12 protein-coding genes are annotated in these 14944 nt (G+C 67.9%); 9 read left to right on the top strand and 3 right to left on the bottom strand.

The features are described from left to right. Positions 1–69: 69 nt before the first annotated feature. Both groL and groES read right to left on the bottom strand, forming a co-directional pair. Complete coding sequence (gene groL, locus U0C82_RS09180; protein WP_322186760.1) at positions 70–1722, bottom strand: chaperonin GroEL; 1653 nt, start codon at positions 1720–1722, stop codon at positions 70–72. Between the two features lie 87 nt (positions 1723–1809). Beyond that, complete coding sequence (groES, locus tag U0C82_RS09185; RefSeq protein WP_322186761.1) at positions 1810–2106, bottom strand: co-chaperone GroES; 297 nt, start codon at positions 2104–2106, stop codon at positions 1810–1812. Between the two features lie 272 nt (positions 2107–2378). On the opposite strand from groES, the gene U0C82_RS09190 reads away from it, so the two are divergent. From U0C82_RS09190 to U0C82_RS09215, 6 genes are all read left to right on the top strand, one after another. Further along, complete coding sequence (locus U0C82_RS09190; protein ID WP_322186762.1) at positions 2379–3239, top strand: TIGR01459 family HAD-type hydrolase; 861 nt, start codon at positions 2379–2381, stop codon at positions 3237–3239. Further along, positions 3236–4228 (top strand): bifunctional riboflavin kinase/FAD synthetase, encoded by a 993-nt coding sequence (locus tag U0C82_RS09195; RefSeq protein ID WP_322186763.1) that lies wholly within the window; start codon positions 3236–3238, stop codon positions 4226–4228. Before U0C82_RS09190 ends, U0C82_RS09195 begins: the two co-directional genes overlap by 4 nt. Then, a complete protein-coding gene (locus U0C82_RS09200) occupies positions 4225–4944 on the top strand; it encodes an SDR family NAD(P)-dependent oxidoreductase (RefSeq protein WP_322186764.1) in 720 nt (239 codons plus the stop codon). Before U0C82_RS09195 ends, U0C82_RS09200 begins: the two co-directional genes overlap by 4 nt. Next, on the top strand, positions 4941–5675 hold the full coding sequence (locus U0C82_RS09205; RefSeq protein ID WP_322186765.1) for an SDR family NAD(P)-dependent oxidoreductase: 735 nt from the start codon (positions 4941–4943) through the stop codon (positions 5673–5675). Before U0C82_RS09200 ends, U0C82_RS09205 begins: the two co-directional genes overlap by 4 nt. Positions 5676–5956: 281 nt before the next feature. Next, entirely contained in the window at positions 5957–9073 is a 3117-nt protein-coding gene (gene ileS / locus U0C82_RS09210) for an isoleucine--tRNA ligase (protein ID WP_322186766.1), read from the top strand. Between the two features lie 212 nt (positions 9074–9285). Next, the gene (locus U0C82_RS09215) at positions 9286–9963 is read left to right on the top strand and encodes a hypothetical protein (RefSeq protein ID WP_322186767.1); all 678 of its coding nucleotides are present in this window, start codon (positions 9286–9288) and stop codon (positions 9961–9963) included. A gap of 18 nt (positions 9964–9981) precedes the next feature. On the opposite strand, the gene U0C82_RS09220 is transcribed toward U0C82_RS09215, so the two are convergent. Continuing rightward, positions 9982–10443 (bottom strand): nucleoside deaminase, encoded by a 462-nt coding sequence (locus U0C82_RS09220; RefSeq protein WP_322186768.1) that lies wholly within the window; start codon positions 10441–10443, stop codon positions 9982–9984. Positions 10444–10608: 165 nt separating this feature from the next. Here U0C82_RS09220 and U0C82_RS18945 point away from each other — a divergent pair, with 165 nt between their 5' ends. The 3 genes from U0C82_RS18945 to U0C82_RS09235 all read left to right on the top strand — a co-directional run bounded on the left by U0C82_RS18945 (position 10609) and on the right by U0C82_RS09235 (position 14940). Further along, entirely contained in the window at positions 10609–12612 is a 2004-nt protein-coding gene (locus U0C82_RS18945; protein WP_416186642.1) for a pseudouridine synthase, read from the top strand. Positions 12613–12615: 3 nt separating this feature from the next. Next, positions 12616–13176, top strand: coding sequence for a 16S rRNA (guanine(966)-N(2))-methyltransferase RsmD (rsmD, locus tag U0C82_RS09230; protein ID WP_322186769.1), 561 nt, complete (start codon positions 12616–12618; stop codon positions 13174–13176). A gap of 183 nt (positions 13177–13359) precedes the next feature. Continuing rightward, a complete protein-coding gene (locus U0C82_RS09235; RefSeq protein WP_322186770.1) occupies positions 13360–14940 on the top strand; it encodes a M16 family metallopeptidase in 1581 nt (526 codons plus the stop codon). Positions 14941–14944 lie beyond the last annotated feature (4 nt).

Below are 14944 nucleotides of genomic sequence, written 5' to 3' on the forward strand. Positions count from 1 at the left end.
AAGGCGGCCCCCGAAGGGACCGCCTCGCAATAGCCAGGTGCTCGAGGCGCCTGGGCTTCATGGACTTTCTTAGAAGTCCATGCCGCCCATGCCGCCCATTCCACCCATGCCGCCGGCGGGCATGCCGCCGCCGCCATTGTCCTTCTTCGGCGCTTCCGAGATCATCGCCTCGGTGGTGACGAGAAGGCCGGCAACCGATGCCGCGTCCTGCAGGGCCGAGCGAACGACCTTGACCGGATCGACGATGCCCATCTGGATCATGTCGCCATATTCACCCGTGGCGGCATTGTAGCCGAAGGTGATGGACTCGTTCTCGAGGATCTTGCCGACGATGATCGAGCCTTCCGCACCGGCGTTCTGGACGATCTGGCGCAGCGGCGCCTGAAGCGCCTTGCGCACGATGTTGATGCCGGCGTCCTGATCGGAGTTGAGGCCCTTGATGTCGACGGCGTTGGAGGCACGCAGAAGCGCGACGCCACCACCGGCCACGATGCCTTCTTCCACGGCCGCACGGGTCGCGTTGAGGGCGTCGTCGACGCGGTCCTTCTTTTCCTTCACTTCGACTTCGGTCGCACCGCCGACGCGGATGACGGCGACGCCGCCTGCAAGCTTGGCGAGACGCTCCTGCAGCTTCTCGCGATCGTAGTCCGACGTGGTCTCTTCGATCTGGGCCTTGATCTGGCCGACGCGGGCCTTGATCTGCTCGGATTCACCGGCACCATCGACGATGGTCGTGTTTTCCTTGGTGATCTGGACCTTCTTGGCGCGGCCGAGCATGTCGAGCGTGACATTCTCGAGCTTGATGCCGACATCTTCCGAGACGACCGTGCCGCCGGTGAGGATCGCGATGTCCTCGAGCATGGCCTTGCGGCGATCGCCGAAGCCGGGTGCCTTGACGGCCGCGATCTTCAGGCCGCCGCGCAGCTTGTTGACGACGAGCGTTGCGAGCGCCTCGCCCTCGACGTCTTCCGCGATGATGATGAGGGGCTTGGACGACTGGACGACCGATTCCAGAACCGGAAGCAGCGCCTGAAGGTTCGAGAGCTTCTTCTCGTGCAGGAGAATGTAGGCGTCCTCGAGCTCGGCGACCATCTTCTCGGCATTGGTCACGAAGTAGGGCGACAGGTAGCCGCGGTCGAACTGCATGCCTTCGACGACTTCGAGCTCGGTCTCGGCGGTCTTGGCTTCCTCGACGGTGATGACACCCTCATTGCCGACCTTCTGCATGGCCGAGGCGATCATCTCGCCGATTTCCTTCTCGCCGTTCGCCGAGATGGTGCCGACCTGGGCGACTTCGTCCGAAGTGTCGATCGAGCGGGCAGCCGAGCCGAGGGCTTCGACGACCTTGGCAACGGCCTGGTCGATGCCGCGCTTGACGTCCATCGGGTTCATGCCGGCGGCAACGGCCTTGGCACCCTCGCGAACGATCGCCTGGGCGAGAACCGTCGCGGTGGTGGTGCCGTCGCCGGCCTTGTCGTTGGTCTTCGAGGCCACTTCGCGCACCATCTGGGCGCCCATGTTCTCGAACTTGTCCTCGAGCTCGATTTCCTTGGCGACCGAGACGCCGTCCTTGGTGATGCGCGGTGCGCCGAAGGACTTGTCGATCACGACGTTGCGGCCCTTGGGACCGAGCGTGACCTTCACCGCGTCGGCGAGAATGTCGACGCCGCGCAGCATGCGTTCACGAGCGTCGCGGCCGAATTTAACTTCTTTAGCTGCCATGTTGGCTTTCTCCTCAGCGCGCCGTCAAAGGCCACGCCTTGTTGATTTCGAATGAAAAAGAGTGCGTTGGGGTCCGGTGCGGCCGGGTTAGCCGACGACGCCCATGATGTCGGACTCTTTCATGATCAGCAGGTCCTCGCCGCCGAGCTTCACCTCGGTGCCCGACCACTTGCCGAACAGGACGCGGTCGCCTGCCTTGACGTCGAGCGGGATGACCTTGCCGGAATCGTCGCGCGCACCGGTGCCGATGGCGACGATCTCGCCTTCCTGCGGCTTTTCCTTTGCGGTGTCGGGAATGATGATCCCGCCCTTCGTCTTCGCTTCGGACTCGACGCGGCGAACGAGCACGCGGTCGTGGAGCGGACGGAAATTCGCATCTGCCATGTTCTTGGAACCCTTGTTGTGCGACTGCCGGACCCTTCGAGAGGTATAGGCATCCGGCGAATGAATGGTCTTGGCACTCTCCGAGGGAGAGTGCTAACAGGGCCGGAGATAGGCGATGGGGCGCGGGCGCGTCAAGCGGGGACTTGCAAAAAATGTCGCGGCCTGGCCCGGATGTGGAGGCGGTCCGGCCGCAACGCAAGGTCCCAGTCTTGACCGCGCTCCCGTCTTGCCCCTAACGCCAAGTCTTGAGCTTTTGACGAACTGGAGACCGAATGGCCGAGGCGAGCGCCCACCCCGTGCGAAGGATCGACGCCCTCAAGGAGATCGCGCGCGACTACGACGCGATCGTCTGCGACGTGTGGGGCGTGGTTCACAACGGCGTCTCGAAGTTCGCCTCCGCCGAGGATGCTCTGACCTCGGCCCGGCACGACGGCGTCAAGGTTGTTCTCCTCACCAACTCGCCCCGCCCGCACGATGGCGTGATCGACCAGCTCGACGCCATGGGCTTCGACCGCAACGCCTATGATCATGTCGTCACCTCGGGCGATGCGACCCGCGACCTCATCCAAAAGGGCGAAGGCGCGATCTTCCATCTCGGGCCAAAGCGCGATCTCGATGTCTTCAAGGATCTCGGCGTGGACCTCGTTCCGCTGGAAGAGGCGTCGCGGATCGTCGCGACAGGCCTCTTCGACGACGAGAACGAGACGCCCGACGACTATCGCGACCTGTTGCGGGATCTGCGCGAGCGCGAACTGACGATGATCTGCGCCAATCCCGACATCGTCGTCCACCGCGGCGAGCGGCTGATCTATTGCGCCGGTTCGATCGCCCGCGAATATGGAAGCCTCGGCGGCAAGGTCGCGTTCGCGGGCAAGCCGCACCGCCCGATCTACGAGCTGGCGCGCGAGACGATGGGGTTGGGCGAGGATGCCGACGCCGGGATCCTGGCGATCGGCGACGGAATGCCCACGGATATTCGCGGCGCCAATGCGTTCGGCGTCGACGCGCTCTTCATCACCCGCGGCATCCACGGCGACGAACTGAACGCGGGCGATCCGAGCGCCGAGAGCGTGACGCGGCTTCTGGACCAGAACGGTCTTGCCGCGCGCTACTTCATGCCGGCCCTGAAGTGAGCGAGACCGCGCAGCACAAGGCGATCCGCCGCCTCGGAGCGGTCGCGGACTGCCCCGAAGCATTGCGGGGCGGCGTCGTCGCGATCGGCAATTTCGACGGGCTGCATCGCGGCCATCAGGCGGTCCTGGGCAAGGCGCACGACATTGCGCGCGCCGACGCCCGCCCGCTTCTGTGCCTTACCTTCGAGCCGCATCCGCGCACGGTTTTCAGCCCCGACGCGCCCGTTGCGCGCATCACGCCGGCACCGATGAAGGCCCGGCTGCTCGGGCTTCTCGGCTTCGACGCGGTGATCGAACAGAACTTCACCCGCGCCTTCGCCGGCATCGCGCCGGAAGCGTTCGAGACCGATATCCTCGCCGGCGCCCTCGGGGCGGCGCATGTCGTGGCCGGGTTCGATTTCCACTACGGCGCACGGCGCTCCGGCACCCCCGCCAGCCTCGTCGCGGCGGGCGCGCGGTTCGGCTTCGGCGCGACGCTGGTTCCCGAATTCGACGATGAGGGCGGCACCGTCATCTCGTCGAGTCGCATCCGCACGGCGCTCCGGAGCGGGGCCGTCGAGGCGGCCGCGGGGCTTCTCGGCTATCGCTTCACGATCCGCGGCCAGGTCGTCCACGGCAAGAAGCTCGGGCGCACCCTCGGCTATCCGACGGCCAATCTGGTTCTCGAGGACGAACTTCTCGCCCACGGCATCTACGCCGTCCGCTTCCGGCGCGCCGACGGAACGCTGCATGACGGCGTGGCGAGCTATGGCCGGCGCCCCACCTTCGACGACGGGGCGGCGCTGTTCGAAACCTTCCTGTTCGACTTTGCCGGCGATCTCTACGGCGAGACCGTCGAGGTCGCCGTGGTCTCGCGGCTGCGGGGCGAGGTGAAGTTCGACAGCGCCGAGGCGCTCGTCGTCCAGATGGACAAGGATGCGGCGGAGGCCCGCGCGATGCTCGCGGACCTGTCGCCGCTCTCGCCGCTCGACCGGGCGCTCGTCTTTTGAGCGACGGCCCCGCGCGGCGTCCCGTGGCGCTGGTCACCGGGTCGACCTCCGGCCTCGGCCTCTGCCTCGCCCGGCGGCTGGAGGGGCGTTACCGCCTGATCCTCGCCGGCCGCCGCGACCGGTTTCCAGGGCCTCTGCCCGAGGGCGCGATCTATGTCGCCGCCGACCAGGCCGATCCGCATGCGGCGAGCCAGGCGATCGAGACGAGGCTTGCGGAGGCGGGGATCGATCGGTTGAATCTCGCCTTCCTCAATGCCGGGACCGGAACCTACGGCGACCCGTTCGACGAGGATACGGCGTCCGTCCGCCGGACGCTCGCGGTCAATCTCGAAGCGCCGCTCCTCCTGTCGCATGCGCTGTTTGCCCGTCTCCAGTCCGCTTCGGGCCGCCTCGTGCTGATCGGCTCGGTCGCGCGCACCGGCTCGGCGAACCTTGCCGCCTATGCCGCGTCCAAGGGCGGGCTCGACGCGCTCGCCCGGGCGCTCGGGGAGGAATGGCGCGGCCGCGTCGCCGTGTCGATGATCCATCCGGGGCCGATCGCGACCGGCATGCACGAAAAGGCCGGCTTCGATCCGAAGGGCCTTCGCCGCTTCTTCGCGAGCCCCGAGCGCATGGCCGCAATGGTGGAGCGCGCGGTCGAGGCCGGACGTTCGCGCGCGGTCCTCGGGTCCGCGGCGACGCTCGCCCATCTCATCGGCTCCGGAATGCGCCGATGAAGCGTGCCCTGATCACCGGTGCTGCGGCAGGTCTCGGCGAGGCGATGGCGCGCGAACTCGTCCGCGACGGTTTCGAGATCGTCGGCCTCGATCGCAGCGAAGGCCCCCACGTGACGCTCCGCGCCGACCTGTCGGTGCCGCGCGAGGTCGATCGCGCGCTGGACGTCGCGCTTTCGCGCGGGCCCTACGATCTCGTGGTCCTCAATGCCGGCGTCTCGGCGACGGGACGGTTCGAGCAGATTCCGGTGGAGGCCCACCGCACGGTTCTGGCGGTGAACGCGCAAGCGCCGATCGTGCTTGCCCACGGGCTGGTGCGCGCAGGCGGGCTGGCTCCGCGGGCGCGGCTCGTCTTCGTGTCCTCGCTGTCGCACTTCGTCGGCTATCCGGGCGCGGCAAGCTACGCCGCCTCCAAATCGGCGCTTGCCGTCTATGCGCGGAGCATTGCCCGGCCCATGAGACGGCGCGGCCATTCGGTGACGCTCGCCTGTCCGGGGCCGATGAAGACCGCACAGGCCGAGCGGCACGCGCCGCCCGGCGCCCGCGACGACAGGCGCATGGATGCGGCGGACGCCGCGCGAGCGATCCTGAAGGCCGCCCGCGCGGGGCGCGCCTTGAGCGTGCCGGGTCCGGCGAACCGGGCGGGCTGGCTGTTCGGGCGCCTGGCGCCGGCTCTTGCGGCCCGCACCATGCGCAGGCTGATCTACGACAAGCTCGACCGCGACGTCTGGTAGGGCGAAACGAGGGGCGTGGGCGCGGGCGCGCGACGTTCTTCCCAATCCGGTCAACGCTTGCTAAAGACGGCGCATGTTAAAGGCGCGCTTCTCCCTTCGGGTCATACGAATTAGCCGCCCGGCCCTCTGACCGCCGTTCACCATCGAGCGACGAGGGACCGGGACGACGCATCACGCGCCTGCGTATCCGCCATTTCGAGCGGACGCGACACCGAATTTTCCAACGCGCCGCGATCCGCTTTCGCCGATGACGTGGCCGCCATTCTGGACAGACGAGACCGATGAGCGAGACGAAAACGCCGGGCGAGACCACGCCGGAGACCGTCGATTATTCCAAGACCCTGTTCCTGCCGCAGACGGAGTTTCCGATGCGCGCCGGGCTTCCCAAGGTCGAGCCGGAATGGATCGCCCGATGGGACGCGATGGACCTTTACGGCCAGTTGCGAAAGGCCGGCGAGGGCCGTCCCCGATACGTGCTGCACGACGGCCCGCCCTATGCCAACGGCAATCTCCATATCGGCCACGCGCTGAACAAGGTGCTGAAGGACGTCATCACCCGCTCGTTCCAGATGCGCGGATACGACGCCAACTACGTGCCGGGCTGGGATTGCCACGGCCTGCCGATCGAATGGAAGATCGAGGAGCAGTACCGGGCGAAGGGCAAGAACAAGGACGAGGTGCCGACCAACGAATTCCGCCAGGAGTGCCGGGATTTCGCCGCGCACTGGGTGGGCGTCCAGACCGAGGAGTTCCGCCGTCTCGGCGTCGAGGGCGATTTCAAGGATCCGTACCTCACCATGCGCTTCTCGTCCGAAGCGGTGATCGCGGGCGAACTTTTGAAGTTCGCCATGTCGGACCAGCTCTATCGCGGCTCCAAGCCCATCATGTGGTCGGTGGTGGAGAAGACGGCGCTGGCGGAAGCCGAGGTCGAATATCAGGATTACGAATCCGACACGGTCTGGGTGAAGTTTCCGGTTCAGGGAAATCGGTTCCCTTCTAGCAAAGGGGAGCTTTACGATAGGGTTGCTGATAGCAAAGCGTTTATCGTCATCTGGACCACGACGCCCTGGACCATCCCGGGCAACCGGGCGATCACCTATTCGGACCGTGTCGCTTACGGACTTTATGAAGTCACGGCCCCGGACGACGCGGAGAACCCGCGCTGGGCCATGCATGGAGAGCGCTATCTTCTGGCCGATGCGCTGGCCGCCGATGTCTTCGCCAAGGGCCGCGTGCCGGAAGGCGGCTGGCAGCGGGTGGCGGACGTGGCCCCGTCCGATCTCGAAGACCTTCTCTGCGATCATCCCTTGAAGGGGCTCGCCGGTGGCTACGCGTTTCCCGTCCCCCTGCTGTACGGCGCGCATGTGACGGAGGATGCGGGTACGGGCTTCGTCCACACCGCGCCCAGCCACGGGCGCGAGGATTTCGAGGCGTTCATCGACGGTCGGCGGGCGCTCGAAGCGCGCGGCATCGACGCGACGATCCCGTTCCCGGTGGACGATGCCGGCTTTTATACAAAGGAAGCGCCGGGCTTCGGACCCGACGCCCCGGAGGGGCCTGCCCGCGTCATCGACGACAAGGGCAAGAAGGGCGATGCCAACAGCCGTGTGATCGCGGCGCTGATCGAGCGCAACCATCTTCTGGCGCGCGGTCGGCTGAAGCATTCCTATCCCCATTCCTGGCGCTCCAAGAAGCCGATCATCTATCGCAACACGCCGCAATGGTTCGTCCATATGGACGAGGATCTCGGCGGGTACGGGATGGGTGGGACGGACGCTCCGACCGAAGGTCGCAAGCCCGAACGGGCGTCGGCCGACAAGGCCGCCCCCGCGGAGCGAAGCCGCGCCAGCGGCGACAGCGTGAGCGAACACAGTGACACGCTCCGCAACCGCGCCCTCAAGGCCATCGAGGACACCCGCTTCGTGCCGGCGTCCGGCCAGAACCGCCTGCGCGGCATGATCGCCGATCGGCCGGACTGGGTCCTCTCCCGGCAACGGGCATGGGGCGTGCCGATCTGCATCTTCGCCGACGAGGACGGCAACATCCTGAAGGACGATGCGGTCAACGCCCGCATTCTCGAAGCCTTCGAGGCCGAGGGGGCCGATGCCTGGTTCGCCGAGGGCGCCGCGGAGCGCTTCCTCGGCAACGAGCACGACGGTGCGACGTGGCGGCAGGTGCGCGACATTCTGGATGTGTGGTTCGATTCCGGATCGACCCACGCGTTCTGCCTGGAAAGGCGATCCGATCTCAAATGGCCGGCGGACCTTTACCTCGAAGGCTCCGACCAGCATCGCGGCTGGTTCCATTCCTCGCTGCTGGAGGCGTGCGGCACGCGCGGCCGTGCGCCCTACGACGCGGTGCTGACCCATGGCTTCGTCATGGACGAGGAGGGGCGCAAGATGTCGAAGTCCCTCGGCAACGTCGTCACCCCCCAGGAGGTGATCAAGCAGTCCGGCGCCGACATCCTGCGCCTGTGGGTCGTCTCGTCCGACTATTCGGAGGATCTGCGCCTCGGCAAGACCATTCTGCAGACAAATGTGGACAGCTATCGCAAGCTGCGCAACACGGTCCGCTGGATGCTCGGCACGCTCGCCCACGACACCGGCGAGAGCGTGCCCCATGCGCAGATGCCGGAGCTCGAGCGCCTGATGCTCCATCGCCTCGCCGAGCTGGACGAGGTCGTGCGCAAGGGCTACGACGCGTTCGACTTCAAGCGCATCGCCCGCACGCTTCTCGATTTCGTCGTCGTCGAGCTGTCGGCCTTCTACTTCGACATCCGCAAGGATGCTCTTTATTGCGATGCCCCGTCCTCGGTGCGCCGCAAGGCGGCGCTGCAGGTGGTGCGGGAGATCTTCGACCGGCTCGTCACCTGGCTCGCCCCGATGATGCCCTTCACCATGGAAGAGGCGTGGCTGTCGCGCTATCCGCAGGCGGCGTCGGTCCATCTGGAACAGTTCCGCGCGGTCGACGCGTCCTGGCGCGACGATGCGCTGGCGGCCCGGTGGCGCGACATCCGCAAGGTGCGCCGCGTCGTCATGGGCGCGCTCGAGGAACAGCGCCGGGCAAAGACGATCGGCTCCTCGCTCGAAGCCTGGCCGACCGTTCACATTCTCGACGATGGGCTCCGCGCCGTCGCCGCCTCCACCGATTTCGCCGAGGTCGCGATCACGTCAGGGCTCACCATCGAAGGCGGCGAGGGGCCGGCCGATGCGTTTCGCCTGCCCGACGCTCCGGGCGTCGGCGTCGTCTTCGCCCGGGCGGAGGGCATCAAATGCGCCCGCTCGTGGAAGATCACCGGCGATGTCGGCTCCGATCCCGAATATCCCGACGTCTCGCGGCGCGATGCCGAGGCGCTGCGCGAACTGAAGGCAGCGGGACGGCTGACGCCCGCTGCCTGAAAAAGGCCTGACGACGCAGCACGGTGCAGGGCCGCGAGCGGTGCGGCCTTGCCACAGCGGTTGACGAAGTTCTAAGGATCGTGTCGGCTGCCGCAGGGAAAGGCGTATTGTCGCCCGATTCCGGTGGCAGGGCCTTCGGGTACGACGAAGCGCGGAACGGTGGGGGCCTGATGCGCGCCCAATGGGATGGGAGCCGAGGGGGCTCATTGATGATGATTTCGACGACACACCGGCTCTTCGCCAGGCCCACCTGCCATGTCGCACTTCTCGCCGGCGTCGTGGCGCTTTCGGGATGCCTCGGTCCGACCTACGGAACCGGCACGAGCCAGGGCGAGATGCTGTTCGACGATCTGAACAATGTGGTCTCCTTCGGATCGGGCGGCGATTCCGAGCCGATCGCCTACACCGAGCGCCCGGAGTTGCGGACGCCCGAGAACACCAGCATCCTGCCGCCTCCCCAAGAGCCGGCCGCCCGTCCCGAGACCGAGTTCGAGCGCCGCCAGCGCATCCAGTCGGCGGCCTATAGCGGCGATGGCGCGGTTCCTGTCTCGCAGATGACGGGCCCGAAACCCGGCGTGACCCAGGACTATCTCGATCGCACGCGCGGCGATGGCTACGATTTCGCCGAGGTCAGAAGCCGCGACGAATCCATCACGCTCTCGCCCGCCGAACTGCGGAGCCGATCCGCGCTCGTCAGGGAGCGGATCGCGCAGAACAGCGCCGCGAACCAGAACCAGCGGCGTTACCTGTCCGAGCCTCCGCTCGAATATCGCCGGCCCTCGGCGGCGGCCCCCGTCGGCGATCCCGGGCTCGACGAAGAGGTCAAGCAGCGCCGGTTGCGCGGCTCGGAATCGCTCTTCTCCAAGGTCGGCGATCTCCTGCCGTTCTAGGATGCCGGCCGCGCGCCATCAGGGCTCGGGGTCCGACGAGCGCCGCGCCGCGAAGAACGTCTTGAGGAGGGCCGCGCTCTCGGTCTCCGAAAGCGCGGAATAGACCTCCGGCGCATGATGACAGGTGGGCTGGGCGAAGAACCGGCCGCCGCTTTCCACCGCGCCGCCCTTCGCGTCGGCCGCGCCGAAGTAAAGCCGCCTCAGCCGCGCGAACGAGATCGCACCGGCGCACATGGCGCAGGGCTCCAGCGTGACGTAGAGATCGCACCCGGTCAGCCGCTCGGCGGCAAGGGCCGAACAGGCGCGGCGTATGGCGAGGATTTCCGCGTGGGCCGTCGGATCGTTGCGCGCCCGCGTCTCGTTGCCGGCGCGCGCGACCACGTCTCCGTTCCTCACGATCACCGCGCCGACCGGAACTTCGCCGCGCAGGGCCGCCGCGCGGGCCTCTTCGAGAGCCTCGTCCATGAAGCGCCGGGTCATGGGATCGGGTCCTCTCTCTCGCCAAGCGTGCCGCGACCTGATAGAGCGCTTGGCACAAACGCGCCAGCAATGGACGCAAACGGATTTCGGGCGTCTGACGAAAGGCGCCCCGCGTTGATGGGCCCTCCAGCGTCAAGACGCCGACCGCCCGCAGGACAAGATAATATGAGTGACGACGACAGTGACAAGCGCGGCGGTCCCAAGGGCGGCCGGCCGACGGCAGGCGGTTTCCGCCGCAGCGGTCCCGGCGCCGGCAGCGAGCCGGCGAAGGCCGCGTCCGGCGCAAAGCCGCGCGGCCGGGATGCAAGGACCGAGGGCGGCGGGGCGAAGCCCTTCACGCCGAAAAGCCGGGGCATGAAGTCCCATGGCGGGGCCGGCGAGGGCGAGGCGCCGCGTAAGCCCAAGAGTTACGGCATGCGCAGCCATGACCGGCCTGCCGGTGGCGAGGGCGCGCCCCGTCCAAGACCCGCCGAAGGCGCGCCGCGCGGCGAGCGTCCCGCAAGGAGCGAGGCCCCGCGCGGCGAGCGCAAGCCGTTCGCCGGGTCTCGCGACGGCGAGCGCAAGACCGGTTTCGAGCGCCGCGAAGAGGGTGGCGACAGCCGTCCGCGAGCCGATCGACCGCAGCGCACCGAGCGTCCCGAGCGCGCCTTCAAGCCGCGGGGCGACCGGCCCGAACGCGGCGGCGACCGCCCGGCGAAGCGCTTCGACAAGGTCGGGGAACGCGGCGCGGCACGGCCGCGCGACGAAGGCGGCGGCTTCAGGCGCCGTCCCGTCGAGGACGCCTCCTCGGTCTCGGCCCAGCCCGTCGACATGCGCATCGCGCGCCGGCTTGCGCGCGCGGGCGTCGCCTCGCGGCGCGACGCCGAAGGCATGATCGCCGACGGGCGCGTGAAGGTGAACGGCAAGATCATCGATTCGCCCGCGCTCGACGTGAAGCCCACCGACCGGATCGAGGTCGACAATGCGCCGCTGCCCCAGACCGAGCGCACGCGGCTCTGGCTGTTCAACAAGCCGGCCGGAACGGTGACGACGAACAAGGACCCCGAAGGCCGCAGGACGATCTTCGACCGTCTGCCGGAGGACATGCCGCGCGTCCTGTCCATCGGTCGTCTCGACATCAACACCGAAGGCCTCCTGCTCCTCACCAATGATGGTGGTCTCAGCCGGGTTCTGGAACTGCCCTCCACCGGCTGGCTCCGGCGCTACCGGGTGCGCGCGCACGGCACGATCAAGCAGGCCCAGCTCGACGAATTGCGCAACGGCATTTCCGTCGACGGCGTGTTCTACGGCGCGATGGAAGCGACCCTCGACCGCGAGCAGGGCGCCAACGTATGGATCACGCTCGGGCTTCGCGAGGGCAAGAACCGCGAGGTCAAGAACGTTCTCGGCGCGCTCGGGCTCGACGTGAACCGGCTCATCCGCCTCTCCTTCGGGCCCTTCCAGCTCGGCGATCTGGAAGAGGGCGCGGTGCGCGAGGTCAAGGGCCGGACGCTGCGCGACCAGCTCGGCGATCGCCTGATCGAGGAATCGGGCGCCGATTTCGACGGTCCCATCGCCCAGCCGTTCTCCAACAAGACCGTCGAGGCCAAGACCGAGAAGCCGGAAAAGAGCGACTGGGTCTCGGCCGGCGGCCAGATGAACCGCAAGAAGTTCGGCGAGAAGAAGCGCGAGGACGCGCTCGGCCGGCTCGACACCAAGCCGCGGGGCAAGTTCGGCGACAAGCCTGGCGCGGATCGGGGTGACCGCAGAAGCGGCGGGCCGAAGCGCGAGTTCGGCAGCGATCGCGGCAAGCCCGGCGCGCCGAAGTTCGGCAAGGACGACCGGGGCGGCAAGTTCGGCGCAAAGCCGGGCGCGCGCTCGGACGACCGGCCGGATAGCCAGCCGGAGACCGAAGGCCGCCGCCGCTCGAACGTGTGGATGGCCCCGGGCTCCAAGCCTTGGCGCGACCGCCCGGCCGACGAAAGCGAGGCGCCGAGGCGCACGGGGCGCGCCGACCCCGAGCGCCGGGCATCGCGCCCGGGATCGGGCGGGGGCAAGGGCAAGCCGGGCACGCGCCCGTCGGGACCCGGTGCCCCGCGTGGTCCAGGCCCGCGCGGGGCCGGCCCGCGCAGCGAGGGTCCGGGGGGCCGGCCGCCCAAGCCGCGATCACCCGGCCGGGACAAGGGCTGATCCATGCGCATCGTCGGCGGTGAATTCAGGGGCCGCAAGCTCGCCTCTCCGCATACCGACGCGATCCGCCCGACAAGCGACCGGATGCGCGAGAGCCTGTTCAACATCCTGTCCCATCATCCGGCCGTCAGGATCGACGGCGCGCGGGTGCTCGACCTGTTCGCGGGCACCGGGGCGCTGGGCTGCGAGGCCTTGTCGCGGGGGGCACGGTTCTGCCTGTTCATCGAGGAAGGCGTGGAGGGGCGCGGCCTCATCCGCACGAGCGTCGAGGCTTTCGGCCTGCAGGGGCGCACCAAGATCTATCGGCGGGATGCGACGAAGCTCGGCGACGCGCGCCCGTTCGAACCCTTCGACCTCGTCTTCGCCGATCCGCCTTATGGCAGGGGCCTTGGCGAAAAGGCCCTCATGTCGGCGCGCGAGGGCGGCTGGCTGAAGCCGGGCGCGCTCCTCGTCGTCGAGGAGGCCGCGTCCAGCCCCTTCGAGGCGCCGTCGGGGTTCGCGATCTCCGACGAGCGCCAGGTCGGGGAATCGATCCTGCGTTTCCTCACGCTGGCGCCGTCATAGATCTTATACGCCGGCATTATACGCCTGCATGCGCGCCGGACCTGTCCCTCACGGGGTCGGGCAAGGCCGGACCGTGCGGTCGAGCTGCGGCATCGGGGTTCTAACCAAACCGTAACTGGCATCCCCGCCGCCGCGCCGCCATATCTTGTTCGACACATCGTTCATCGCACGAAGGACCGCCCGTTGATCGCCGCGACCACCCGCCGAACCGCCGCCCTCGCTCTCGTTCCAGCCCTCGCTTTGTCGGTGGCGTTCGCGCCGGCCGCGTTCGCGCAGGACGCCGGCACGAAGACGCAGGCGCAGGAGCAGACAGCCGAGACGCCCGACGCCGAAACCGATGCGCCTGACGTCCGGGACATCGAGGTCCCCGAGGACCGGGTGACGACGTTCACCCTCGACAACGGCCTTCAGGTCGTCGTCCTGCCGGACAGGCGGGCCCCCGTCGTCACCCAGATGATCTATTACAAGGTCGGCGCGGCGGACGAGGCGCCCGGCGAAAGCGGCGTCGCCCATTTCCTGGAACATCTGATGTTCAAGGGCACGTCGAATTATCCGGAAGGTGAGTTTTCCAGGAAGGTCGCCGAAGTCGGCGGCCAGGAGAACGCCTTCACCTCGGACGACTATACCGGCTATTACCAGCAGGTCGCCTCCGACCAGCTCGAAATGATCATGACCTACGAAGCCGACCGGATGAGCAATCTCGTGCTCGACGAGGAAACGGTCCTGCCCGAGCGCGACGTGATTCTCGAGGAGCGCCGCATGCGCGTCGGCAACGAGCCGGGCGCGCAGCTCTCCGAGATCGTCCAGGCGACGATGTTCGTCAACTCGCCCTACGGCACGCCGGTGATCGGCTGGGAAGACGAGATCAGGAGCCTGACGCGCGACGATGCGATCGCCTTCTACGACAAGTACTACACGCCCTCGAACGCCATCCTTCTGATCGCCGGCGACGTGTCGGTGGACGAGGTGCGCGCGCTCGTCGACAAGACCTACGGCAAGATCGAGCAGCGCGCCCAGATCGAGGAGCGGGACCGCCCGTCCGAACCGGAGCCGCGGGCCGAGCGCACCGTGACGCTTCGCGATGCGCGGGTCACCCAACCCTCCTTCAACACCTCCTACCTCGTGCCGTCCGAAACGACGGCCGAGGACAACGAGGCGGCGGCGCTCGACATCCTGTCCGACGTCCTCGGGGGCGGCACCACCAGCCGGCTCTACCGAGATCTCATCGTCGAGAAGGGCATCGCGGCAAGCGCCGGCACCTATTACCAGAGCTCGGCCCTCGACGACGGAACCTTCGTGCTCTACGGCACGCCGCGCGGCGGGGCGAGCCTCGAGGCGGTGGAGGCCGCGACCGATGCCGCGATCACTGACCTCATCGAGAACGGCATTACGGACGAGGAGCTGGAGCGCGCCAAGAACCGGGTTCGCAAGAGCGTCATCTATCTGCGCGACAGCCAGACCGCGATGGCCCAGCGCTATGCCACGGCGCTTGCGACCGGGCGCACGATCGAGGATGTCGAGAAATGGCCGGAGCGGATCGAGGCCGTGACCGTCGAGGATGTGAACGCGGTGGCTCGGAAATATCTGAAGCCCGAACGCTCGGTGACGGGCTATCTGCTGCCGGAGGCGAGCGAGACCGCCGAGGCGACGACGCCGGCGGATGCGACCGGCAAGCCGGGTGAACCCGCGCCGAGCCCGGCCTCGCTGACACCTGTTCCCAACGAGCCCGCGGAAGGCGAACCCATGGTCGAAAGCCCCTCATAAGGCA

This window comes from Fulvimarina uroteuthidis, assembly GCF_034321785.1.
GTDB classification, from domain to species: Bacteria; Pseudomonadota; Alphaproteobacteria; order Rhizobiales; family Rhizobiaceae; genus Fulvimarina; species Fulvimarina uroteuthidis.